Source organism: Haloarcula sp. H-GB5 (assembly GCF_054850705.1).
This window is the reverse complement of record NZ_JBTWBG010000004.1, coordinates 35,944-57,342: the sequence shown is the minus strand read 5'-3', so window position 1 is coordinate 57,342 and position 21,399 is coordinate 35,944. Positions and strand designations below refer to the sequence as shown.

The window sequence follows — 21,399 nt, the reverse complement described above, 5'->3', positions numbered from 1 at the left end:
ATGGTACGTGAATTCGAACTACCCGATGTCGGTGAAGGCGTCGCTGAGGGCGAACTGCTTCGATGGCGGGTCGAGCCGGGCGACTCAGTTTCGGAAGACCAGCCAGTAGCGGAAGTCGAGACTGACAAAGCTGTCGTTGACGTCCCATCTCCGGTAAACGGTGTTGTCGAAGAACTTCGCGCCGCGGAAGGAGAGCTAGTCCCAGTTGGTGATGTGATTATCGTCTTCCAGGTCGATGGTGAAGACGAACCGGACGGAACTGAACCAACGCCTGCAGACGACGCTACTGCGGACAGCGGGCACCAAACCGACGACGAAGCACCAACACAGCCAGCCGAAGATACGCAGTCAGAACCAGCGGTGACACAGCGCGTCCAGGTCGCCGCTCCGCCGTCTGTACGGCGTCTGGCCCGCGAACTGGGCGTCGATATCTCCAACATTGCGGACTCGTCTCTGGGACGCATAACAGAATCGGATGTTCGCGCGCACGCGAACACGGACTCTTACTCCTCAACTCAGGAGCAGTCAAACCAGCAGACCGCTGCTGCAGAGCGACAAAAACAGCAGGCACCTTCGACGCAGTCTGTCAGCTCAGTTCAGGCGAGAGAAACGGCAGACCGGGAGACGACGGTGGCCGTCCCGAAAACCAGACACGTCGCAGCGGAGGAAGGGATCGATCTCGATACTGTCCCCACTGATGAACGAAAGGACGGAGAACCCTTTGTCACGCTCGAAGCGGTCCAAGAGTACGCAAAGGCCCAACAGCAGGCACAAAAAAAGGATAAAGAAGCAGTAGCCGAGAGGGCAGCGGCTGACGAGTCGGCACGCCCGGAGTCTCGGACGCCGTACAACGGGATCAGGCAGACAATCGGAGCCGCGATGACGGAGTCGAAATCTACGGCCCCACACGTCACTCATCAGGACGAGGTCGACGTGACTGCGCTGGTCGACGCTCGTTCGACTCTCAGACAGGAGGCCGAGGAGCACGATATACGACTGACGTACATGCCGTTCGTGATGAAAGCGTGTGCCGCGGCCCTGCAGGAGAACCCACAGGTAAACGTCTCTCTCGACGAAGCAAACGAGGAAATCGTCGAAAAGCAGTATTACAACATCGGTGTCGCAACGGCAACTGATGACGGACTGCTGGTTCCCGTTGTCGAGGATGTCGATGCGAAGGGCCTGCTCGAAGTCGCATCGGAAACTAACGAAAAAACCCAGAGAGCGAGGGAACGGAGTCTTTCGCCGGAGGAAATGCGTGGCGGGACGTTCACGATCTCGAACATCGGTGGGATCGGCGGGGAGTACGGAACACCGATCATTAATCAGCCGGAAAGCGCCATCCTGGCACTGGGAGAGATCAAAAAGAAGCCACGGGTTGTCGAAGCCGATGGTGAAGAGACGATAGAACCCCGTCATGTGATGACACTATCGCTATCGTTCGACCATCGAGTGCTCGACGGTGCAGACGCCGCACGGTTCACGAACTCCGTACAGAAGTACCTACGAAATCCAAACCTGCTACTACTAGAATAATGGTCGTCGGAGATGTCACTACCTCGACTGACGTACTGATTATCGGCGCGGGCCCTGGCGGATACGTTGCCGCAATCCGTGCTGCACAGCTCGATCTCGATGTCACGCTCGTTGAAAAGGGTGAGTATGGGGGAGCCTGTCTCAACCGTGGCTGTATCCCCTCTAAAGCTCTGCTCAACGGTTCAGAACTGGCAACAGAGGCGGAACAGGCGGAGGAACTGGGGATTTACGCAGACCCAACAGTTGCGCTCGACGAGATGATTAGCTGGAAAGACGGACTCGTCGATCAACTAACGAGCGGTATCGAGCAATTATGTACGGCAGCCGGCGTGAATCTGATGAAAGGAACAGCCGAATTTGCCGATGAAAACAAGATCAGAATCGTCCATCAGGGAGAGGGGCAGGGCTCTGAATCACTGAAATTCGACCACTGCATCATCGCAACGGGGTCCAGGCCGATTGAAGTCCCAGGGTTCGACTTCGACGACGACCGTATCGTTTCCTCCGATGGCGCTCTGAACTTCGAAACGGTACCCGACGAACTCGTAATCGTTGGTGCCGGATACATCGGTATGGAGCTAGCGACAGTCTACAGCCGACTCGGGAGCGACGTCTCGGTAATCGAGATGCTAGAGCAAGCGCTTCCCGGTTATGAAGAAGATATTGCCTCGATAGTCCGGGAGCGAGCAGAGCGTCTCGGCGTCGACTTCTACTTCGGGTACACGGCGGACAGCTGGGCAGAATCGGAGGGTGAAGCCGTCCTGACTGCTGTTCCCGCCGACGAAGCGGCGCATGATAGCGAGATAGAACTCACTGCTGACAAAATACTCGTTGCCGTGGGCAGACGCCCGGTGACTGAAACGCTCGGTATCGAAGCTGTCGGCGTCGAAACCGATGCTCAGGGGTTTATTCCAACGGATAGCAGATGTCGGACGAACAAGGAGCACATTTTCGCAGTCGGTGACGTTGCGGGTGAGCCGATGCTGGCACACAAGGGATCGAAAGAGGGGGAAGTTGCAGCGGAAGTAATCGCCGGTGAGCCCGCCGCAGTCGATTACCGTGCACTCCCGGCTGCGGTGTTCACTGATCCGGAAATCGGAACCGTTGGGCTGACCGAGGACGAAGCTGCAAACGAGGGTATTACTCCAGTTACAGGTGAGTTCCAGTTCCAGGCGTCTGGACGGGCACTAACAGCAAATCGGACAGAAGGTTTTGTCCGAATTGTCGCCGCAAAAGAAACTGAGCGTGTGATCGGTGCACAGATTGTCGGTCCGGAGGCATCCGAACTGATTGCAGAAATCGCGGTCATGATCGAAATGGGTGCAAAGCTTCAGGACATCGGTTCCACCGTCCATGTGCATCCAACATTAAGTGAAGCGGTAATGGAAGCCGCACAGAATGCGAGAGGGAAAGCGATCCACAGACAAAACTGACTTGTCGATATTGATACCTCAGGAATCAGATCTACCCTCAAAACCGGTGTATCTATACCCAGCTATAGCCTATCCGATATTGTTTACTGAGACGAAACAACAGTTTGGGAACAGAACATTCGCTGAGTGACCACTACGTTATTTTGTAGGTAGAGATCGAAGCTAGTCCCCAGCGTCGGACACCAGACACGTTCCGGATTCAGTCGTTAGCGACCGTCTGGCTTGCGCCACCGTCACTGGCGCTCAGCTTGTTCTCCTCTTCTTCGGGTCTCGGTACGTCTGTTGGAAGGTTTTCGTACAGAATTCCCTTGCTCGCGTTGTAGCATGTCATGCGATGTCATGGCTGATGGAAACAAATAAAACCGTCCCTTATTCTGTACCGTCCAATATTAACATTCCGAGAATATTTATATATCGACCAATGTTTCAGAACGAGGCAATAGAGTATCTGTTTGGATTTAGTGTAGCTGTGGATGCACTCGACCTATTATTTGAGGACAAAGTTCAGTCATTGTATCGTATGCTGCTATTTCCTGTCATTTGATTTTTCTATAGCGTCGGATACAATCAGAAAATCTTGAATTATGTACCATATCGTCGAATATCTACGATTTGGTCTGGTCGCAATCAAAACGGGTAGGTTAAATGTCGGGGTACTGTGATGTCATGCAGTTCTCTTCACAGAAGAAATGCTCTGTTATCTCTCCGTCCGGATCACGTATCGTAACCCCGCTGAACTGCATCTGTTCGCTGATCACTTGTCCACAGTAATCACAGCGGTAGCTCGGTGACCCGCCGACCAAGATTCGAGTTGACTTATTTTGGATATTCGGTTCGGCAGCGGCCGTGTTGCTGCTGGCTTCCATAGTGCAACGAACAGTTGCTAGTGACTGGTCCAGCTCAGTTTGTCCATTCATCGTTTGTATCGATTCGTTGTTAACAGGGGTCGGACTCGTTCCGTCTACTGTTACACAGTACTCTGGGGCACTACTGTCGTTTCACCGACGTTTTCCGCCTATACCGGGTTACTGCCCGGACTGTGGTGGTCTATGTGGGTTATCAGGGAGAAAGTGTAAAGATCGTATAACCGGACGTTACAGTCGCTAATTGGCTCGCTTTCCGGGGCGTTTCTACCGTTTTGGTACCCGGTCCCATACTATCCAGTACGGAACTTTCGTATTTAATCATTTGGTTAGTGCCTATGGTTTCGCCATTGAGATGGGCTCGCTCATAAGCTCAAAGCGAGCCAGGCGTTTTAGAGGGATGACTGCTGCAGGCCCTAGCTACGTTGTGCAGCTTGCTGTACTCACAGGTCTCGTCCAATTATATTCGTTGAGTGTGAACACTACTCACAGAACTATTAAGTGTACATCCATTAAAGATAGTCACATGAACCCGGGCGTTGACTGTATGGCTTGGCAGGCAAGCCCGCTGTCCCGGCACTTGATCGGTGCAGATCCTTTCACATCCGGCTTTACGTTTTTTACATTTTTCAAATTTTAAACTGACGTAGACCACCACAGTGCGGGCAAACGCCGGCACACAGGTGGAAAACGTCGGTCCTGGCTGGTTCCCAAACACCAGCCGACGGTTTTCGGGTCGCGATGACCCATCTCACGAAGCGCTGCGACACTAACTACAAATCCATAATCAGCGACATCATGAACGCACAAAACACGCAGGAGTACCGTAGCCAACAATCAGCAGACATCGCAAACGCAGACCAGGCACGGAGTGCAACCCCCGAAAGCGTTGAGAGCCAATCTATCAGGATCGTAATTAGCTCGATTGAGTCGCGACACTGCGATCACTGCGGGGCATCAATTGACGAAAACGTCCGGTATCGTAATGTCACGACCAGAGATAGTGCTGGCAACGTTTCGGAGTACGCGTTCTGCGGTGTCGACTGTAAGACTGCTCGGTTCCCGAGGCTTGGCTGACCGCTGGTTGGCGTGGCGCATTGTCGGTCTACAGAACGACTGACTTGGGAACCGGCTTCGTTTTGATACTACGGCCCGAGTCCTCATTCGGAGTGGCAGTCGCAGCCACCCTGTTCCAGAAATGCCACAATATCGTAGCTACGGCCGCAGTCCTCACACAGCACCTGTACCTCGTTGATGATGTTGAAATCGCCTGCCGAGATGGCGTCGTTCTTTTCGAGGCTCTCGATAGTCTGCCTCGTTACAGCGGTGGTTCGGCCCCGAAGACGCTGTATTGAGTCGATGGCGCTTTCTGTCCGTTCTGCGGGCGTCTGCTCGGGTCGGGCCGCCCCACGGTCGTTCTTGAGATAGCGATACACCGTCTGGTGGGAAATAAAGTCGTCCATCACCGAATCGATATCGACCCCGTTCTGTTCGAGACGGGAGCGTATGAGCGGGGCGTCCGCGTCGTCTTCGCGAAGTGACTGATAGATCTGTTGGATGTCGCCACTCAATGTCGGAGCGTCGCTCCCTTCGATGGCGGACTCGAGCACCGATCGATTGAAATAGTCAGCGAGGTCTCGGGTACTTTCTTCCTCTCCGTCGGCGCCGACCCACCGATCTTCGAGCTCTGCACCCATCCCGACAAGATCGTATTTTCGAATTACGGCATCGACCTTGTTCGTTCCCCCCCCGGACTGTGAGTCGTCTGTGGTCATGTTCCGATTTAGATACGCCATAGTTACTAAACACTCCCGCATACCATGAGGACTGTCGGGGTCTCACACGGAGAGCCTTACCAGGCCCGTCTCCGGAACAAGTTGGCCGATTCACGACCTGAATTGCTCATCTGATTCGGATTCGGGCTCGCGAACCCACGTCACCGGGACCGGGGACTGCCGGCTGATCTTGGCGCTGACACCACCCATGACGTACCTGCTGAAATCAGTCTGTCCGTGTGTCCCCATGATCGCGAGATCGATTTCGTTCTCGTCGATGTAGTCGCAAATCACCTTCGCGGGGTTCCCGTGTTCGATGACGCTGGTGACCGAGTCAAGCGACGGGTCCTCGACTGTTTCGGTCGCTTCGGCCAGCATTTCATTTGCCCGTTCAGTCAACTCGCCCTCTTTCAAGACGGAGCGTGCATCCGGCCCGAGGCCGCCGGTCTCAACAACGTGAAGTAGGTGGAGCGTTGCTCCCGTTGCCCTCGCGACATCGATGCCCTCTGCCACTGCGAGTGCTGCGCCACGGCTTCCATCCGTTGGGACGAGGACGTGCTTGGGGGGATACACGAATGGTCGACCGTCGGTAGGGTTGACCGCAACGACGGGAACCGCTGCTGTGTTGATGACACGTTCGGTGACGCTTCCGAGCAGGATTCGCTTGATCCCACGCTGTCCGTGCGTCGGCATAACGATGCAGTCAATGTCGGACTGTTTGCTGTAGTCGACTATTGACTTGTGTGGGTCTCCCTGAAGGACCGCAGAGACGACAGGGACGCCTTCGTCTTTCGTATATTGTGCGGCTTCCGCCACGATGCGCTCCCCTTCTGTTTCGAGAACGTCAATGACCTCACCACGGATCGTGGTGACGCTGTCTCGGCCAGTGTCTGCGACGTTGAGGATGTGAATCGTCGCCTCGTGTTCGGCTGCAATCTGTAGTGCGTATTCAAGGACCGATTCTGCGGCGTCGCTCCCGTCAGTCGGGAACAGATGGTGTTATACATACTGGTAGTCGCTTGTTTGATTGCTGGTCAGCTATCTTCGCGGTGGCGGACGTAGCGCGGTGGTCGGAGCGGGCTCCCTGCTTGTATCCCCGCCTCGATTGTGGTCTCTGAGATCCTGCTGTGCCATTATCTGCGCACCAAACTGTCCCTTCGACGTCTTTTCAGATGCATGGTCTTTCAGAGATGCTGTTCGAACAGCTACATAGTGTGGTCTAATAACATATTGTCTGATTGATATAAACGTAACAGCCGACAAAAAGCAGTAACACACAGGTGAATGGTACTATGTGATTATCCCACGTGCGAGATACTCAACAATACCCAAGACGAGTGCCACTGCTAACGGTACAAACCACCACCCAAAAAAGAGTGGTGCTGGACTATCGACAACCGCCGCATAATCTTTCCACAGCATAAGTCCAATCATTAAAATTGTGGCTAGTAGAGGAAGTACTAGAACGTATTTCAAGAACAAATATATAGGGATGCCATTTAAAAGAACCATTCCAATCATCATCCAATAATTCCAAAGCCCAAATTTACTTAATGTATTAGCTCGTATTATCCTCCTCATAATGATTATCATTGCCAGTGAACCGCCAACTAAAGCCAGCGCAACTTGACTTCTGTTTGAGAGACTATAGCCGATCACATATCGATCAACGTTTATTATGTGCTGGCCCAACTTGCTGGTTAGCACAGTGATACAAACTAAACACTCCTCACATTTTTACTGTACCCCCTCGCGTGATGTGATATGGCAGCAGTCCGACGCCTTGTCATCGATGTACTGAAACCACATGACCCGCCGTTACTGACGTTCACCAACCAACTGGCCGACATTGAGAGCGTCGAGGGCGTCACTTCGTCACTGATCGAATTAGATCAGGAAGTGCAAAACGTCAAGCTCACGTTCGAAAGTGACGACCTGGACTTCGAAGCGATCGAAGAAACGATCGATAATCTCGGCGGGTCAGTACACTCCGTGGATCAGGTTGCCTGCGGTGACAGCGTCGTGAGAGATCGACGGACGTTACAGGATGCCTGATGCGCAGTGGCGTCCATTCGACAATTCCTCAGGCGTCTTCTCGGGAAGGAAGATGTCCGTGCGATCTCGCGCCGGTACTTCATCTCGAACGGCTTCGACGGGACGCTGACGAGCATCGGCATCATCGTCGGCGCTGTCCTTTCTGGGGTCCCCGATGGGCACACTGTAATCAAAATCGGACTGGGCGCGGCAGTCGGTCTCGGAACCTCTGCGGTCTGGAGCGTCTGGGAAATCGAACGAGCCGAAACCCGGGCCGAAATCAGGCGCATCGAGCGAGCGATGCTCAAAGATCTCGACGATACCCGCGTTCAACGCGACCAGAGCGGTGCCCGCTTCGTACACGCCATAATGAGCGGCCTGGGGCCACTCATCGGTGTTCTGATTCCACTGACCCCGTTCGTTGTCGAGGGGACCGTTGTCACAATGGCAGAGGCGGCACTCATCGCGGTCGGCCTGGGTATCGGTGTGTTGGGTGCGTTCGGCGCTTACATGGGTTCGATTTCGGGCCAGCGGTGGTACGTTGCCGCAGCGCGGATGGGGCTCGCCGGGTTGGTCGTCGCAATTCTTAATCTCTTTCTTCCGGGGTGAGTGACTGCGACTCTGTTCTGACTGGGGGCCAAATCCCAACTTGCTTTCCACTGGCCGCCATACATGGTTGTAGATGCGTGTTGGCTTGCGGCAGTTCAAACGGCCGTTGTGCTACGTGATGGCGCTCTTGTATGTCGTCGCGGGAGGTCTGCATTTTGTCGTGCCAGACTTATACGTCCAGATCGTGCCACCGGTCTTGCCGGCGCCACTTGCGCTGGTGTACCTGTCCGGTGTCGCCGAAATCGCTGTCGGGCTCGGCCTGTTGGTGCCCCGGACGCGTTCGTACGCTGCATGGGCGACGATCGCATTGCTCCTCGCGATCTTTCCCGCGAACGTGTATATGGCCGTCTCCATGGTTACCATTGAGGGGACAGGTGGCGGCGATCCGTCTGCGCTGGCCCGCTGGGCACGGTTGCCGCTGCAAGGCGTGTTGATCCTCTGGGCGTACTGGTACACCGACTGATCGTGGAGAACGCCCCGGGTGGCCGGGCCGGCTCGGTCGTATTTCATCGTCTACGATGGATTTGAACGTCACCGTCGCCGCCAGTTGTGAGGCGAAGCTATGGCGTGGATGTGACTGGCAGCCAGCGCCGCTGGGTCCTGAGGATTTCCCAACAAGGCCGGGAGGGCCGCTCACCGCCATCATGCCGAGGCCCAGAACTACCGCGCGCGACCGCCAGTTTTTCAGCGGATATCCGCTTGGAAGACGCAACGCGATGTCCGTGTCTACGACAGTGGAGTCATCCGTGAAGAGGATGCACGGCACAGATGACATTTGGCTTCTTGCGTTTCCAACACTCTGGGGATCTACTTTGACAGATTAAATGTGAATGGATAGTGATTGGAAACCAGTACATATTGACACTACACGTGGATTTGGACTAATGACACAGAGATGTACTGTCCATCCATAAGACATATTCGTAACTGCAGCATAGATACATGTCGACATGCCCTCCAGGAGTCGTAAACTCCTCCCGACGAACAGCGAACAGTGGCGTCTAGCGCACGAAGACCTCCACATCAGAAACACCAGCGATACCAAACATGATGTCCGCATAGAAATATACGACAGCGAGGTGTGTTGTCATACAGCCCACTATCAGCTCTTGTCAGGCCAGTCCGGCTGTTCGGTCAACTTGTTACAGGCTGGCTGCTACAGGGTTAAGGCTGTTCTTGATCGACAACACGAGTCAGTCGCTGCCGTGACAGTCTCTGACGAGCCCGAACAGACGATCTTCGTCCACATTCAGAACGACGGGATCACGATCAAGGAAGGGGTGACTCCCCCGCGCCCCTGAACTAGCGTGTCGCCTCCCCATCGTCCCCCGCAGGCAGGATCGAACGAAATAGGGTAAGCCCATCTTTAACACCCATCGGAACCAAATAACAAATGGAATGAGCTCTGCATCTACATCGGACAGGTCCCCCGAGTCTGCCGACCCAGTGTCGGGCTATCGCGACACGCTTGCGTCGATTTATCACGAATATATCGGCGAACCAGCTAAAGAGCGAGATATTTATGTTGGGTTCGGACTCTTTTTTGCTGGAGTTACGCTTGCCGTCGTCGGATTCTGCCTCTTTCTGTACAGTAACGCTCTGGAGTCCGGGAGCGCACCGTACTGGCAGATTCGCGAGGTTGCACTCGTCGTCGGATTCGTCGGACTGCCCTCCGTGCTGTTGAGCGTCGTCGTACTCCTGCCAGTCGGCTTCAAGACCCGGGTCGTCAGTGCCGCCGGCACGTTGTTCTGTCTCGCCGCAACGATAATTCTGATTAGCGTCTTTCCGTATGGATGGACGAACAGTGGCGGAATCAACGGTAGTGTCTGGACGATTAGCGTTTACGCCTCTGGCTTAGTCATGCTTGCGGCCTCCACAGGAGCAGCGCTGGTTGCACACTACCTCGAGAAAGCGGCAACCCCAAGCGACGCAGCTGAACCAGTTGAGTCGGTCGAGAGCGAGTCAGAGTCTGTCAGCAAAGCAGATGTGGACGACGATATCGAACAGGCACTAGACGGAGCGGAACTATCGTGGGGTGGTGTCGAACAGCAGCCAAAAACTAAGCGGCTAAATCTGGATATGCCAGAAACGGACTCTGATCTCGATCGGACGGCTATCGAGAACTCCGAGGCGACCACGACACGAGCCGACAGCAATGACGTTGATGACGCAGTAGATGGACTCAGGCAACTACAGGGAGGCCAATCAAAGACGGACCGAAGCACCGGTACCGAAGAACAGGTCAACGCTCTCACGCAGTTTCGAAATGAGCAGGGCGAAGACGACGATGTGGAAACTGGTGTCAAAGAGCAACGAAGCATTGTTGCTCGTCTTCGGTCATTGCTCTTTGAATAAGTCGTCTGCTCACTAGACACTCCGCGGTGGTTGTCTTGTTGTTTGGTTTATATTGTACTAATATGTTCCTACGAACCATTCTGTCTGTTATCATAAATAACATGTAACCTATTGCAACAAAACAAGATAGTTTTTTCAACTTGGTGGGAGGAATACAACTGTATGCCCCAAGGTCTCGATGTCGGTACGATGAACCTCCTGTCTGCACGCCAAGATGGTAACGAAACGGTATTCGTGCAGCAGCGGAACTCCTTCGTCGAAATTGACTACAGCGACATGGCCGAACAGATGCTGTCGAGAAGTGATGTTCTCCACATCCGCAAGGATGATCGGGTCTACATCGTTGGTGATGACGCCCTGAACTTCGCGAACATCTTCAGTGAGGAGACACGCCGCCCGATGCAAGCCGGGATTCTCTCAAGCGACGAGCAGTCCGCTATTCCGATGATTAAGCTCATTACTGAACAGGTGGTGGGACAGCCGGAGTTCCCGAATGAGCGCCTGTTTTTCTCGGTTCCCGCGGACCCAATTGATGCCGATGTCTCGACGCTATATCATCAAAAGACGATTGAATCCCTACTCACCGACATGGGCTACAGCCCGGAACCGATCAATGAGGGGATGGCCGTCATCTACTCCGAGCTTGCCAACCGTGAGTTCACCGGCCTCGGTATCAGCTTTGGCGCTGGGATGACCAACGTCTGTCTGTCGTACTATGCAGTCCCCGTAATGAAGTTCTCCATCGCACGCGGTGGCGACTGGATCGACGAGCAGGCTGCACAGGCGACCGGCACGCCCGTCGATAAGGTCACATCGGTTAAGGAGGAGGACTTCGCCCTCAACTTCGAGACGGACGTCGGTGGTATTGAAGGTGCACTGAGTATCTATTACGACAATCTCCTCGACTATGTCATCGAGAACATCATCAGTGAAGTCGATGAGGAAGATGTCGAGGAGGGACTGGATGTCCCGGTTGTCGTGACTGGTGGGACATCCAGTCCTGACGGCTTCGAAGAGTTGTTCGCCGAACGGATCAACGAGTCCGAGATACCGTTCTCAATCAGCGACGTCCGCCAAGCCGAGAATCCACTATATAGTGTCGCACAGGGTGCACTCGTCGCAGCGCGGTCGGAAGAAGAGCGCGAGGGGCAAAACGAGCAAGCCGAAGAATCCGACGCCACAGCCGAATAACGGCTGGGCTCGAATAGAAGCACTGTTCGCCGGCGTCAGTCGAACATACCACTGGTCCCGTCCCGGGCAGTACAACTGACGCCGGACGCTACTCAGTTTCTTCCCCGTTTTCGTCGGCTTCAGTCTCCGTGTCTTGGCTATTCCCATCGTTCTCATCAGATTTGGCTGTAACCTCCTCGCCTTGTTCAATTTCGCTCTCGTCGAGAACACGGTTCAATTCGTCAGCCGCGTCCTGCTGGAACCTGTCAACGTCTGATCCCAGAGATATTCCCACCGCGACACCAGCCTGTTCAAGCGAGAACTCTGGTCGGTCTGTGGGCTCGTCCTGTTCCGGAATCGGAACGCTGGGTGTACGGCCAGTGTTTTCGGGTCTACCGGGGTTAGAATCAGGATTCTGGTTGAACCGAGCGAGAGCGAACTCCCAGGACTCTGGGGGGGAGGCCTCGTTGTGATGCGACGCAGAGATGTCTGCGAAGCCGCACGATTCACAGACGATAGCTGTCTGGCCAGCGGTCGCAAGCGTATACGTGCTGAGATCGGATTTGCAGCGGGGACACCGCATACTGGACCATGTGTGCCTCTGCTATACAATGGTTCCGTCAGTTACCGCCGTCCAGGGAACGAGTTATGGGATGGGCGACCGATGTTGGAGGCGATGCCGGAGATCGAGATTACGGACACACAACAGGATGACTTGACGTCGATCCGGGAGGATCTTGAAGACGCATTCGTCGAGACGTACGGCCACATTCGTACGCAAGATGTCGTTGACTACCTCCTCGATACATACACACCGCCGGACCAGTTGGAAGACGAGCACGGCCTGAGCCGTACCGACTACGAACGAATCGCCTCGGCTGAGTATCCGGAACTCCAACACATCGCGTCCAAGGTGCCGGAAGTTCCCGGAAGCGGTATTGAGGCCGACGAGATGCGGGGGAAGCTGCTCGCAGCACTTGGAACGAGTGAACTTGCGGATCGCCTCGCGGATATCGAACCTGAAAGAAGAGCGAACGAGAGGGGTGAGGAGGTGGCCGCCGGCCCAACTATGCTGGGGGACACGCCAGACGACGGACGTAGCGCCGCACAGCCCGATACGTCGACACAAACCACATCGTCATCCGATACCAGCGAAAGCGCCGGCGCGGCCGAGTCGAATTCGGCAGCTGACGACACTCCGAGTGATACCCTTTCCGCTGCTAACCGCTTACTAACCGAACATGACGAGAAGTGGACCCGGTCAGCCGAGAACGACGAACCATACGAAGTCACACTTCCCGACGGTTCAACAGTGAGCGCCCGGACGAAAGACGACGTACGAAAACTGCTGTTTCAAAACTACTGATCGGGCTCTCCCCGCGAAAACACTGTCTGACTCCGACTCTCTCCACGAAATTACGTCCAATCGAGCGCCTACGACTCACCATCTGATACGTCCTCGAGGTAGCCGACCCGACACTGCGGGCAAACGTCACCGGTAAAGAACGACGATTCACTCACGGGGAGTTCGAACTCGCACCTCGGACACTGATACATCGGAACTGAGTCGTTTGTGGTACTCTTTGAGCGGTCCGTCGAGTACGAATGTCCGTCTCGATCGTTTCCAATATCCGGCTCTTCGGGGGTTTCAGACGACGGTTCTGTCGTGTCTGTAGCAGCATCATCAATGATGACTGCATCGTCGTTATTCGATGGCGTGTCGCTGTCGTCATCTGGTTCCTCTGTCTCCGACAGTATCACGGCGTCATCAGTCGTTTCCAGAAGCGTCGATTCGGTCACCGACGATGACTCGTCACTCGCCTCCACATCTGGAGCTGTTTCTGCCACATTGTCTGACGCAGCCATCGTGGATGCGGGTGGTTCGTTCGGTTCCGTTTCGTCCGCTACCTGCCCCGTGTCTCTCGCTTCAGTCTTGACCTCCGCATTCTCTTTCACCCCCGCTGGCCTCTTGTTTTCGGTTCTGTGTTCGACTTTATCCGACTGCTCGCCATTCGCTCTCGATTCTTCTGTGGTGGATATCAAGCCTTGATTCTCAGAGATATTTCGGATATGCTCACAGCGCTCGCAAGACTTGTATTCCCGAACAGTTAGGACAGTGCCACGCTTACCTTCGTCATACGACTCCTCTATCGTCGTCTCCCCGAAGTCGTGTCCAAATACCTCACAACGCAGTCCCATGCACGGCCATTTGCTTCGTACGATTAAGAATGTATTCACCAGCAGTGACATCTCTATCGCGTTAGACGCAGGCAGGCACGCGTCTGCGATCAGCCTCGCCCCGTCCAAAATCGATTACTGATAGTGACTACTGGACCTTCGAGATATTCAGCCTGCGGAAGAAGACAAGTAACGCGGCTGGTTCTACTTATCCGGTCTTCGATATCGTCAGCTGGCATCCGAGATGTCATTGATATTGATATTGATATTGATTGTGTGGTCAGCACCTTTACGGAAATACCGTCGATACCTCTGATTGCTGCAGTGTTTGACCACAAACTCAGATTGGCAGAGCAAGTAGTATGTTCTTGCAACAGTTGACCGTCCACAGCAAGCCCACAGCGCTTGCCTTTGAACTCAGTATTCGGATAGGAACATATCGGGTGAGGGTACCGCGTCACCCTTCCTGGCTTCCCTGCTGGAATCGATACAGTGGGTCAAGTCGAGCAGACCGCGGCGGGCGGCCTGCTCGACGAGATGTTTGAAGACCTCGTCGACGACGTGTTCGAGGCCGGTTAGGAAGCGATCGACCGCGTCTCTCGACGGCGGTCGATCGAAGCCACAACTCAGCCGGACGGCCGTGTTTTGTAGCTCCCGCTCAACCGGACGAATACCGTAGATGTCCTTGTAATAGCATGGAGGAAGCCACGCATCAACTCTGGTGGTTTGTGCTCTCGTGCTCGCCCCGTCTGCGCCGGGGCGAACACGTCAAACTCTTCGAGAAACTCGAAGGAGAGGTACTCAAACAACGCTAACGTCTCCGTCTCGACATTGAAGAACAAGTCTACCGAAGGATGACTCTGCAGGATCGCTGGGACCATTCCACTTCAGCGTTCACCCCGTCTTTGTTGTGGGAACCGTTCGATGGCTCCCCCCCAGTTCTGGCCAATTCGTGGGATAACCTTCGTGAGAGTGTTTCTACGAACCATCAAATGGCTTCACAGTCGCGCCTCGTAGTTGCTCCAGCGTTTTGTGCAATTCTTCTACCAGTCCGTCGTGGCCAGCGGTATTGATCTCACGAATATGCGTTTCGTGAGGGACCGAACGATACGTCCAGGACTGGTCGGAGAGAACTGCAAACGCCTCAATATTAAATAGTCGGTCAGTCCACTCGTCAGTATCATTGGCTTGGATTTCTAACAATGAATCGACAGATGTGCGATCCTCGGGGAGTACCGCCCGATGCTCGTGTTCTGAAGCGACGAAGATCCGATCCGATTCCGGCACCTGGGTCAACTTGTTTCGGAGAGTTTCGAACTGTCCATGAGCGGGGTCAAGTTCAACGTGGACGGTCGAGCCACGATCCAATATGACCTCCATAGCTCGATTCTCAACACCGATTATCCCTTCTTCGTCCCAGTCTTTGACTCCTGACGGACTTTGCATAACCAGCTTATGTGTTGGTTCCTCCTCATCTATCGAACCGTTCCTGAATATCATCATCAGTGGAGAGGTGTTCGGATTGTATCCGCTTCATAGTTCTCTCTTATTACCCCCTAGACTCTATATTGCTGATTAAATCTACTGTAACCGCTGGTATGCGAACGGCTCTATGACACCCTCAAGTAACCCTATTCTAACCAAAACGTCGTGTTCAATCAAGATGAAACGTAACTCGGGCGGATTTCTTGGTACCTATGCCGGAAACCAGCGATCTCAGCGGACATGGAGACTGAATTGGGTTGGATTTTGTGGAGCGTGCCGGCATCCGGGTCGGTGATGGTGTTGCCCACTGCAAACCCGTCGAGAATCAGGTAATTACTCCGGTGATCCGGATCCGAGATACTGCTTGGCGAGAGTGAAAATTCGGATACACTGTGATCGTTATAAGAGTTTCCGGAGAACTACGGCTCACGGAGGGCGTTTTCGGCGATATTGTATTGAGAAATCGCTAGATAGAATCAATTAAATCACTGTATCTTACAAGCGTACGCCTGTTATATCATGATAGTGTCGTTTAGACCTGCAAATTCAAGCCATAGGCTGGGAGAAATATTGCATGTCACCACATAGCACAGATGCGACGTTCGGATCTATTACACTATCGGCCACTGCTCCCACGCATTAATGATGCCCAAGAACACCCCGTTTGCGTGCTTTGGCTGTCCCAACCCGGAAGACAAATACCCCAATCGCTGGGTAGGCAACCGACTGACCGACCATACCCCAAGGTCCAATTCTTCACTGTCTGCGAGCGCGATCTCGAATTCCACGGAGTCAGACGATGACTTATCACTCTACGTAGTTCAGCAACTGTTGGTTTAAAGTGTATATCGATATATGGAACAGTGGCTCTGTTGAAATTCTATTGACTCGACACCTTTCCTGTCGAAGCAGCTGATAGGTAGGCGTGCGTATCTAACGGCGGGGTCTACGCGGACAGGGAAGACAGTCATAATGAATTTACCAGTGGAATGTCAACGCGTTAACATGGCTGTTGCATCCGTCGCGCGATACACGGGAAGCGCGCTTGACCTGACCATCGGCGTTGGGCTGCTTGGTATCGCCGCCTTGCACGCCGCCGCGGGCATTCCTATTGCCATCCTCCCAGCGATTGGTGGTATCGGGCTACTTGGGGCAGCAGTAGCACTCGCACCAATAAGTCGGCGGCGGTTGCGTCAACACGCAACTGCCCGTGACGACGCGATGCTCTTCGTCGGGACACTCGTCGTTGCGGCCATCACGCTCGTCGGGTTCTTCGTGCTCGGAACCACCTTCTAACTCACGCTCGGTGGTGTGTTAGAGCAACAATCTGTATCTACTGATTAGAGTGATCGGTCGAGATCGTGAGCAAGGCAGGCGATAGCGAGTTCTCGGAACTGTTTCCACCAGTGCCGTGACCGGACGAACGCACCGTACTTGCGTTTGAGTCGGGAGTTCACCGTCTCGTTCTGACTACGCTGACCATAGAGGTTAGCATCTAGTCGAGGATTCCACGCATTGTGGAGTGACGAAAACTCGCGGTGCTTGATGAACGGTCGAACACCGGTCTCACGGGCTAATGCGCGAACCTTCTCGTCGTCGTATCCTTTGTCGCCAAGGAGAACCGCAAATTCCCCGGTATTCCGCTTGATGAGCGACGGCGTAATCTTTGAGTCGTGTTTTCGTGTCGTCGTTACGTGTACGTCGATAATCGCGTTCGACCTCGTGTCCACCAGAAGTGTCACCTTCAACTGCTGAATAGTTAGCTTTGTTCGCTTCGTGTAGTGTTTCGAGGCGTGACTCCGGTCAAACCCTGAAGCGTCGATCCCAACAATCCCGTTAGTCGGGAGAAGCGTGACCGAGAGATTAAGCAGAACACGCCAGACAGCCATATCGAGTCGGTTAAGGCTTTGCACAACGTTGAGTGACGGGAGTTCGTCCAAGTTGATGGCGTTCCGAATGCAGGGCATTTCGATGAGTTCGTCGAGAAGCGTCCGATACGTCGTGTCCTTCCGAACTTTGAGACAAAGTAGAACGATGTGCTGGTGGAGTGTGTAACGTCGTTTTGAGAACTTCGAGGAGTAGCGGGCGACATCTCGTTGAGCCAAGTGGAATGCCTGCTCGACAAACCGGAGTAACCGCGACTTCGGGAGGGTCTGCATCTGGTCACACTATTGGGCGGACGTGTAACCCTCTGAGGATTTCAACAGAGTCAGAACAGTGTATTTGGAAGTTGAGACTACAGCGGGTTTGGCGAGGCTCTGATGCGTGGTTTCGCCCGACCCAGTGAACGGAAACTGACTCAGATTACTCTCCAAACGCCAATTTGGCTGAAAGTACAACAGACACGCGAACGCGAAGTAGAAGAATTGGAGCCCGAAATCCTTCGAGGTTGTCGTGGCCATGAATCGCTTAATCGACCTGTAGCCGTTTTCAATCCCCACCGATACCCATACTCGGTGAGAAAGACACTACTGGTGTTTGTCATGAACACCGAGTACTGGCGTATCGTGTTCAGAGTACTGAACAGTCGGCACTCAACCTGTGCATTATTTTTGATCTTCGGAACTCCTCATAACCTAATATATTTCAGAAGGGCCCAAAAACCCAAAACAAGATACCCGATCTGGATATATTTGTGCCCAGAATTAAAAGAGAAAGAGAAAATTGCTATCAATAAGAACCCTAAGCTAGTAATTATAAGGGCCTGTCTTTCTTTCATACTAGTAAATGTGAAATGTAAAGATTAAAAAATGTCGATACAAGTACACTCTTCCATTCTCCCGCTACTACTCACAAGGAAACAGATCCACTTAAAAAAGATCATAAGGACAATAGCGACTAGCGGATGGCTTCGAGGTCGATATCAACGGCGTACCAGTCGAGGATGAACACGATGAGTGCGCCGATAAGCGCGGTCATGGTAAAGGTTTGTATCGTGGAAACACTCCACGTTACCGAGTATTCGGCACTGTTGAGTGTCGTGATCGGCGCTCGAAGTGCGCCTAAGACCAACGAAATGAGAAACGCGTAGGTTATTTGCTGGTACGCGTCGAGTGCGCGGCGAATTATTCTAGCGACTGTAAGGAGGCCGACGAGTCCTCCAAGGGTGAATATCGCTACCTCGTCACCCGCATTAACGAGTGTCTCGAGAGATCCAGTCGTTACTGCTGTACCAATACCATCGAGGAAGTCACCCAATTTCGCATACATGTATGTGTACTGGCCCAAGATCACGAGTAATAGTGAGCCGGAGAGTCCGGGAAGAATCATCGCGCTGATGGCAATAGCTCCTGCAACGAAGAGTACAGGGAGACTTCCAGTTTCAAGTAGTGCTTGCGATTGCCCGGAGATCACGAAGGCAGTAACAGTCCCTGTGATAGCTGCAAGTATCTCAGGGAGCGTACGGATTGCAGTTGCTCGAAGAAGGACGACTGCCGATGCACCAATCAAACCAAAGAATAGCCCAAAGAGTAGAACTGGTGTGTGCCTGTTTGCCCATTCAACTGCCTGACCGACGAGGATGATCGCTGTACTGATTCCCCCAAGTAGGGTGAGTAAAAACCACCCGTCGACTTCGTTCCAAACTCGGGCGATTTGGGCTGGTGAGGTGCCACCGTGGAGTGGAGAAACTGCGCGGACGCCGTTTCCGATGCGGCTGGGAGTGACAGCAGCAATTGCTGTCAAGAGCCGCCCATAAATACCTGTAAGGAGAGCAATTGTCCCGCCTGAAACACCAGGTACGCCATCAGCAGTGCCCATCAATAATCCGATGAGAAATACGCGCATCGACTCTTGGGGAGACGGCAACGTTTCAGGGAATGTCATCGGCTTGCGTGACTTGTCGGGCGATTCCATTCGCGGAATTGTATCAGCGCTGTCACAAGTGTTTTTGGATATGAAATTCTCAAATATATTTTCATACCGTTCGCCACAGCCCAGGATCGGCGATAGACATTCGACTGTATTAAACTGAAAGTATCATTTAAATAGTCTATTGTTCGGATTCAAAGACCAATTGATTGCAGTTGCTGATCTCACTAATGAATCCCATTAATCATACGGAGGGATTTCTCACCCCCTGTCCGACTTTGTGGTCCTCCGGGGAAGTGAGCGACTGCCTCAGAACAAGTCCGGACGGAGTAACGACAGTGTGTCGGTCACCCAGACCAAACCAACGAGTCGTAGAGGTCGTGACGGCCACTGTTTGCACCCAGCGACCGATGGACGCGGTGGTCGAAACACTGATTTTCGTGCAGTGGGCAGGCAGTCGCATGAGTTGGCACCCTGATATGCTGGAACTTCGAGTAACACTGGACGTCGACGCTGACAGGCAAGCACCACTTAGTTGGTAGGTCGTGACAACTGTTTCGGCAATCGGTTTTGATACCATCCTGGTGCTGGATATCGAGAGTTTCAGCCGTCATGGAACCGCTCTCGCTCTGTGTTTTTTCATCGATTCACCGAGAAACACAATTGCATCCGCGAGTCGGTTAGATGATCTGAGTCGCACGAAAAGTGTCTGTTTAACAAGCGATCGTCTGTGCGGCGGCTGCGGTGAATAGCGACCAGCGGGTCATCCACTCGCGCTGAGAGTTATAGCATTGTGCGAGCAGCGTATCCAATAGGCGGCTGGTCTCGTTCATTTGAGGTGCTCGTAGCCCCACCTCTCCAGTATTGACGCCACAGTATCGGGATTCTCTGCCGCCAGTTCGACGAACGCCTCACGCAGATCCGTTACCGAGACATCCTTCGAGCGCATACTGAGTTCATCGGCCACGTCGGCTCTCACCTGGTCCTCTAATTCGGCGTATTCGTCACGGAGGAAAGCGACGTGTTCGTTATCTCGGTCTTCTTTGACCGTCTGTCGGCGAATGACGTACGGGATTTCGTTTGTACTCATGCTGTCGGTGGTGTCGCTTTCGGATTCGGTTTGAGATTCAGCTGTCGTTTCTGGTGTTGGGTCCAGCGCCGGGTCGTCCTGCTCGTCGGTCGTATCTTCGGCGAATGGGTCCTCTCCGGGACCTTCTTTCATTCCCGCCATTTACGCCACCTCCTCGATAGCGCCGGGTTCCGGTGGGTTCGGGGCTTCAATCCCGGCCTGCGCTTCGAGGTAGCGAGCCAACCGGTCGTACTGCGCCAGCGTTTCGACCTCGTAGTCACGTCGGCGGTCGCGATGATCCCGGACATACGTGAACGCCGAGCACTGCTGTGCCCACGACCCTTCCATTAGAGAGGTACGGTCGCCGAAGATTTCTGGCGTCGAGTACGGGATCTCGCTAAGGACGCGCTTCTGGTCGTTCGTCCCCTTCACGCCGACTGGGACGGCGGCAAGGACGCCCACGTCGATTTCAAGCGTGTCTTCAAGCCCGGAAACGAGCTGTTCTAACCCCTCAACAGCGGCCTGACCTTTCGCACTCGGTTCAACTGGGATAACCAACGACCGTGTCGCGTTGATAGCGTTGTGTAGGTGTGGGCCTTCCGTCGCCGGAGGATCACAAATCAGCACATCGTACTTGTTACGAACGCCAGCATCGGCAAGCGTGCTGAGTAACGCGGCGTGAATATTGAACGCATCCCCGACAGCGGCGGCTTGATCCTGTTCGCGTCGGAGCCAGTCCCCGAGATCGGCGAGTTGGTTGTGTTCAGCGATGACGTCGACGCCGTTTTCAGCAGTGACGATGAGGTCCTCAAAGTCACCTTTGGGGCGGTTGATCATATGCCGGGCGAGATGGTCGACGTCCTTCGAGCGGTCTTTGTCGACGCCAAACAGCCGTGAGAGGTTTCCCTCTTGCGGATCTAGTGGGACGACCAGTGGTTTGAGACCAGCGCGGGCGTGTGCAACGGCGAGGTTCGCGGCGGTCGTCGTCTTGCCGACGCCGCCAGCCTCGCTGTAGGTGCTGTATGAGAGCATAGCTGGTTGTTATAGCTTCCAGTTGGAATAATCCATTGATTGAATTCTCT

Annotated in this window: 22 protein-coding genes and 2 pseudogenes; 11 read left to right on the top strand and 13 right to left on the bottom strand. The window is 53.9% G+C overall.

Annotation, left to right across the window (positions count from 1 at the left end):
* Together ACYJ11_RS17610 and lpdA are read left to right on the top strand one after the other, a co-directional pair.
* Positions 1-1,536, top strand: a complete 1,536-nt coding sequence (locus tag ACYJ11_RS17610; protein ID WP_461648780.1) for a dihydrolipoamide acetyltransferase family protein — start codon at positions 1-3, stop codon at positions 1,534-1,536.
* Positions 1,536-2,969, top strand: a complete 1,434-nt coding sequence (gene lpdA, locus ACYJ11_RS17605) for a dihydrolipoyl dehydrogenase (RefSeq protein WP_461648779.1) — start codon at positions 1,536-1,538, stop codon at positions 2,967-2,969. The genes ACYJ11_RS17610 and lpdA overlap by 1 nt, the downstream gene beginning before the upstream one ends.
* A gap of 199 nt (positions 2,970-3,168) precedes the next feature.
* Here the strand turns inward: lpdA and ACYJ11_RS17600 are convergent, their stop codons facing one another.
* Entirely contained in the window at positions 3,169-3,300 is a 132-nt protein-coding gene (locus ACYJ11_RS17600; RefSeq protein ID WP_268237885.1) for a hypothetical protein, read from the bottom strand.
* A 1,273-nt stretch (positions 3,301-4,573) separates the two neighbouring features.
* Here ACYJ11_RS17600 and ACYJ11_RS17595 point away from each other — a divergent pair.
* Positions 4,574-4,909, top strand: coding sequence for a DUF7576 family protein (locus ACYJ11_RS17595; RefSeq protein ID WP_461648778.1), 336 nt, complete (start codon positions 4,574-4,576; stop codon positions 4,907-4,909).
* A gap of 83 nt (positions 4,910-4,992) precedes the next feature.
* Here the strand turns inward: ACYJ11_RS17595 and rdfA are convergent, their stop codons facing one another.
* From rdfA to ACYJ11_RS17580, 3 genes are all read right to left on the bottom strand, one after another.
* A complete protein-coding gene (gene rdfA, locus ACYJ11_RS17590) occupies positions 4,993-5,607 on the bottom strand; it encodes a rod-determining factor RdfA (protein WP_461648777.1) in 615 nt (204 codons plus the stop codon).
* Positions 5,608-5,718: 111 nt separating this feature from the next.
* Positions 5,719-6,600, bottom strand: a complete 882-nt coding sequence (locus tag ACYJ11_RS17585; protein ID WP_461648881.1) for a universal stress protein — start codon at positions 6,598-6,600, stop codon at positions 5,719-5,721.
* Between the two features lie 297 nt (positions 6,601-6,897).
* Positions 6,898-7,314, bottom strand: a complete 417-nt coding sequence (locus tag ACYJ11_RS17580; RefSeq protein WP_461648776.1) for a hypothetical protein — start codon at positions 7,312-7,314, stop codon at positions 6,898-6,900.
* Positions 7,315-7,371: 57 nt separating this feature from the next.
* On the opposite strand from ACYJ11_RS17580, the gene ACYJ11_RS17575 reads away from it, so the two are divergent.
* The 6 genes from ACYJ11_RS17575 (at position 7,372) to ACYJ11_RS17550 (ending at position 11,796) form a co-directional block, all read left to right on the top strand.
* Positions 7,372-7,662, top strand: a complete 291-nt coding sequence (locus tag ACYJ11_RS17575; RefSeq protein WP_461648775.1) for a DUF211 domain-containing protein — start codon at positions 7,372-7,374, stop codon at positions 7,660-7,662.
* A gap of 6 nt (positions 7,663-7,668) precedes the next feature.
* Positions 7,669-8,250: a VIT1/CCC1 transporter family protein gene (locus ACYJ11_RS17570; protein WP_461648774.1), complete on the top strand. Its 582-nt coding sequence runs from the start codon at positions 7,669-7,671 to the stop codon at positions 8,248-8,250.
* Between the two features lie 73 nt (positions 8,251-8,323).
* Positions 8,324-8,713 carry a MauE/DoxX family redox-associated membrane protein gene (locus ACYJ11_RS17565; protein WP_170095521.1) on the top strand — a complete coding sequence of 130 codons (390 nt, stop codon included), beginning with the start codon at positions 8,324-8,326 and terminating at the stop codon, positions 8,711-8,713.
* A 487-nt stretch (positions 8,714-9,200) separates the two neighbouring features.
* Positions 9,201-9,551, top strand: a complete 351-nt coding sequence (locus tag ACYJ11_RS17560) for a hypothetical protein (protein WP_170095522.1) — start codon at positions 9,201-9,203, stop codon at positions 9,549-9,551.
* Positions 9,552-9,648: 97 nt separating this feature from the next.
* Complete coding sequence (locus ACYJ11_RS17555; RefSeq protein WP_461648773.1) at positions 9,649-10,605, top strand: DUF7139 domain-containing protein; 957 nt, start codon at positions 9,649-9,651, stop codon at positions 10,603-10,605.
* A gap of 162 nt (positions 10,606-10,767) precedes the next feature.
* Positions 10,768-11,796 carry a disk-shape morphogenesis protein volactin gene (locus ACYJ11_RS17550; RefSeq protein ID WP_005538666.1) on the top strand — a complete coding sequence of 343 codons (1,029 nt, stop codon included), beginning with the start codon at positions 10,768-10,770 and terminating at the stop codon, positions 11,794-11,796.
* 88 nt (positions 11,797-11,884) lie between these two features.
* On the opposite strand, the gene ACYJ11_RS17545 is transcribed toward ACYJ11_RS17550, so the two are convergent.
* A complete protein-coding gene (locus ACYJ11_RS17545; protein ID WP_461648772.1) occupies positions 11,885-12,358 on the bottom strand; it encodes a hypothetical protein in 474 nt (157 codons plus the stop codon).
* A gap of 93 nt (positions 12,359-12,451) precedes the next feature.
* On the opposite strand from ACYJ11_RS17545, the gene ACYJ11_RS17540 reads away from it, so the two are divergent.
* Entirely contained in the window at positions 12,452-13,141 is a 690-nt protein-coding gene (locus tag ACYJ11_RS17540) for a hypothetical protein (protein ID WP_461648771.1), read from the top strand.
* Positions 13,142-13,209: 68 nt separating this feature from the next.
* On the opposite strand, the gene ACYJ11_RS17535 is transcribed toward ACYJ11_RS17540, so the two are convergent.
* The 3 genes and pseudogenes from ACYJ11_RS17535 to ACYJ11_RS17525 form a co-directional block, all read right to left on the bottom strand.
* On the bottom strand, positions 13,210-13,974 hold the full coding sequence (locus tag ACYJ11_RS17535; RefSeq protein ID WP_461648880.1) for a DUF7093 family protein: 765 nt from the start codon (positions 13,972-13,974) through the stop codon (positions 13,210-13,212).
* 456 nt (positions 13,975-14,430) lie between these two features.
* Positions 14,431-14,834: pseudogene (locus ACYJ11_RS17530) on the bottom strand (IS5/IS1182 family transposase); the annotation flags it as partial.
* A 97-nt stretch (positions 14,835-14,931) separates the two neighbouring features.
* Positions 14,932-15,456, bottom strand: coding sequence for a hypothetical protein (locus tag ACYJ11_RS17525; protein ID WP_461648770.1), 525 nt, complete (start codon positions 15,454-15,456; stop codon positions 14,932-14,934).
* A gap of 987 nt (positions 15,457-16,443) precedes the next feature.
* On the opposite strand from ACYJ11_RS17525, the gene ACYJ11_RS17520 reads away from it, so the two are divergent.
* Complete coding sequence (locus tag ACYJ11_RS17520) at positions 16,444-16,734, top strand: hypothetical protein (RefSeq protein ID WP_461648769.1); 291 nt, start codon at positions 16,444-16,446, stop codon at positions 16,732-16,734.
* Positions 16,735-16,778: 44 nt separating this feature from the next.
* Here the strand turns inward: ACYJ11_RS17520 and ACYJ11_RS17515 are convergent, their stop codons facing one another.
* From ACYJ11_RS17515 to ACYJ11_RS17495, 5 genes and pseudogenes are all read right to left on the bottom strand, one after another.
* Positions 16,779-17,597 (bottom strand): IS5 family transposase, encoded by an 819-nt coding sequence (locus tag ACYJ11_RS17515; RefSeq protein WP_461648768.1) that lies wholly within the window; start codon positions 17,595-17,597, stop codon positions 16,779-16,781.
* 9 nt (positions 17,598-17,606) lie between these two features.
* Positions 17,607-17,941, bottom strand: a pseudogene (locus ACYJ11_RS17510) (hypothetical protein); the annotation flags it as partial.
* A 335-nt stretch (positions 17,942-18,276) separates the two neighbouring features.
* A complete protein-coding gene (locus ACYJ11_RS17505) occupies positions 18,277-19,293 on the bottom strand; it encodes a DUF368 domain-containing protein (protein ID WP_461648767.1) in 1,017 nt (338 codons plus the stop codon).
* A gap of 784 nt (positions 19,294-20,077) precedes the next feature.
* Positions 20,078-20,479, bottom strand: coding sequence for a hypothetical protein (locus ACYJ11_RS17500; protein ID WP_461648766.1), 402 nt, complete (start codon positions 20,477-20,479; stop codon positions 20,078-20,080).
* Complete coding sequence (locus tag ACYJ11_RS17495) at positions 20,480-21,349, bottom strand: ParA family protein (protein WP_188979560.1); 870 nt, start codon at positions 21,347-21,349, stop codon at positions 20,480-20,482. It lies immediately after the preceding gene.
* Positions 21,350-21,399 lie beyond the last annotated feature (50 nt).

What these genes read in the sequence shown, in the direction of transcription:
- ACYJ11_RS17610 (WP_461648780.1), top strand. Translation starts at nt 1, where the DNA reads ATGGTACGTGAATTCGAACTACCCGATGTCGGTGAAGGCGTCGCTGAG.
- lpdA (WP_461648779.1), top strand. Translation starts at nt 1,536, where the DNA reads ATGGTCGTCGGAGATGTCACTACCTCGACTGACGTACTGATTATCGGC.
- ACYJ11_RS17600 (WP_268237885.1), bottom strand. Translation starts at nt 3,300, where the DNA reads ATGACATGCTACAACGCGAGCAAGGGAATTCTGTACGAAAACCTTCCA.
- ACYJ11_RS17595 (WP_461648778.1), top strand. Translation starts at nt 4,574, where the DNA reads ATGACCCATCTCACGAAGCGCTGCGACACTAACTACAAATCCATAATC.
- rdfA (WP_461648777.1), bottom strand. Translation starts at nt 5,607, where the DNA reads ATGACCACAGACGACTCACAGTCCGGGGGGGGAACGAACAAGGTCGAT.
- ACYJ11_RS17575 (WP_461648775.1), top strand. Translation starts at nt 7,372, where the DNA reads ATGGCAGCAGTCCGACGCCTTGTCATCGATGTACTGAAACCACATGAC.
- ACYJ11_RS17565 (WP_170095521.1), top strand. Translation starts at nt 8,324, where the DNA reads ATGCGTGTTGGCTTGCGGCAGTTCAAACGGCCGTTGTGCTACGTGATG.
- ACYJ11_RS17560 (WP_170095522.1), top strand. Translation starts at nt 9,201, where the DNA reads ATGCCCTCCAGGAGTCGTAAACTCCTCCCGACGAACAGCGAACAGTGG.
- ACYJ11_RS17555 (WP_461648773.1), top strand. Translation starts at nt 9,649, where the DNA reads ATGAGCTCTGCATCTACATCGGACAGGTCCCCCGAGTCTGCCGACCCA.
- ACYJ11_RS17550 (WP_005538666.1), top strand. Translation starts at nt 10,768, where the DNA reads ATGCCCCAAGGTCTCGATGTCGGTACGATGAACCTCCTGTCTGCACGC.
- ACYJ11_RS17545 (WP_461648772.1), bottom strand. Translation starts at nt 12,358, where the DNA reads ATGCGGTGTCCCCGCTGCAAATCCGATCTCAGCACGTATACGCTTGCG.
- ACYJ11_RS17540 (WP_461648771.1), top strand. Translation starts at nt 12,452, where the DNA reads ATGCCGGAGATCGAGATTACGGACACACAACAGGATGACTTGACGTCG.
- ACYJ11_RS17535 (WP_461648880.1), bottom strand. Translation starts at nt 13,974, where the DNA reads ATGGGACTGCGTTGTGAGGTATTTGGACACGACTTCGGGGAGACGACG.
- ACYJ11_RS17525 (WP_461648770.1), bottom strand. Translation starts at nt 15,456, where the DNA reads ATGATGATATTCAGGAACGGTTCGATAGATGAGGAGGAACCAACACAT.
- ACYJ11_RS17520 (WP_461648769.1), top strand. Translation starts at nt 16,444, where the DNA reads ATGGCTGTTGCATCCGTCGCGCGATACACGGGAAGCGCGCTTGACCTG.
- ACYJ11_RS17515 (WP_461648768.1), bottom strand. Translation starts at nt 17,597, where the DNA reads ATGCAGACCCTCCCGAAGTCGCGGTTACTCCGGTTTGTCGAGCAGGCA.
- ACYJ11_RS17505 (WP_461648767.1), bottom strand. Translation starts at nt 19,293, where the DNA reads ATGGAATCGCCCGACAAGTCACGCAAGCCGATGACATTCCCTGAAACG.
- ACYJ11_RS17500 (WP_461648766.1), bottom strand. Translation starts at nt 20,479, where the DNA reads ATGGCGGGAATGAAAGAAGGTCCCGGAGAGGACCCATTCGCCGAAGAT.
- ACYJ11_RS17495 (WP_188979560.1), bottom strand. Translation starts at nt 21,349, where the DNA reads ATGCTCTCATACAGCACCTACAGCGAGGCTGGCGGCGTCGGCAAGACG.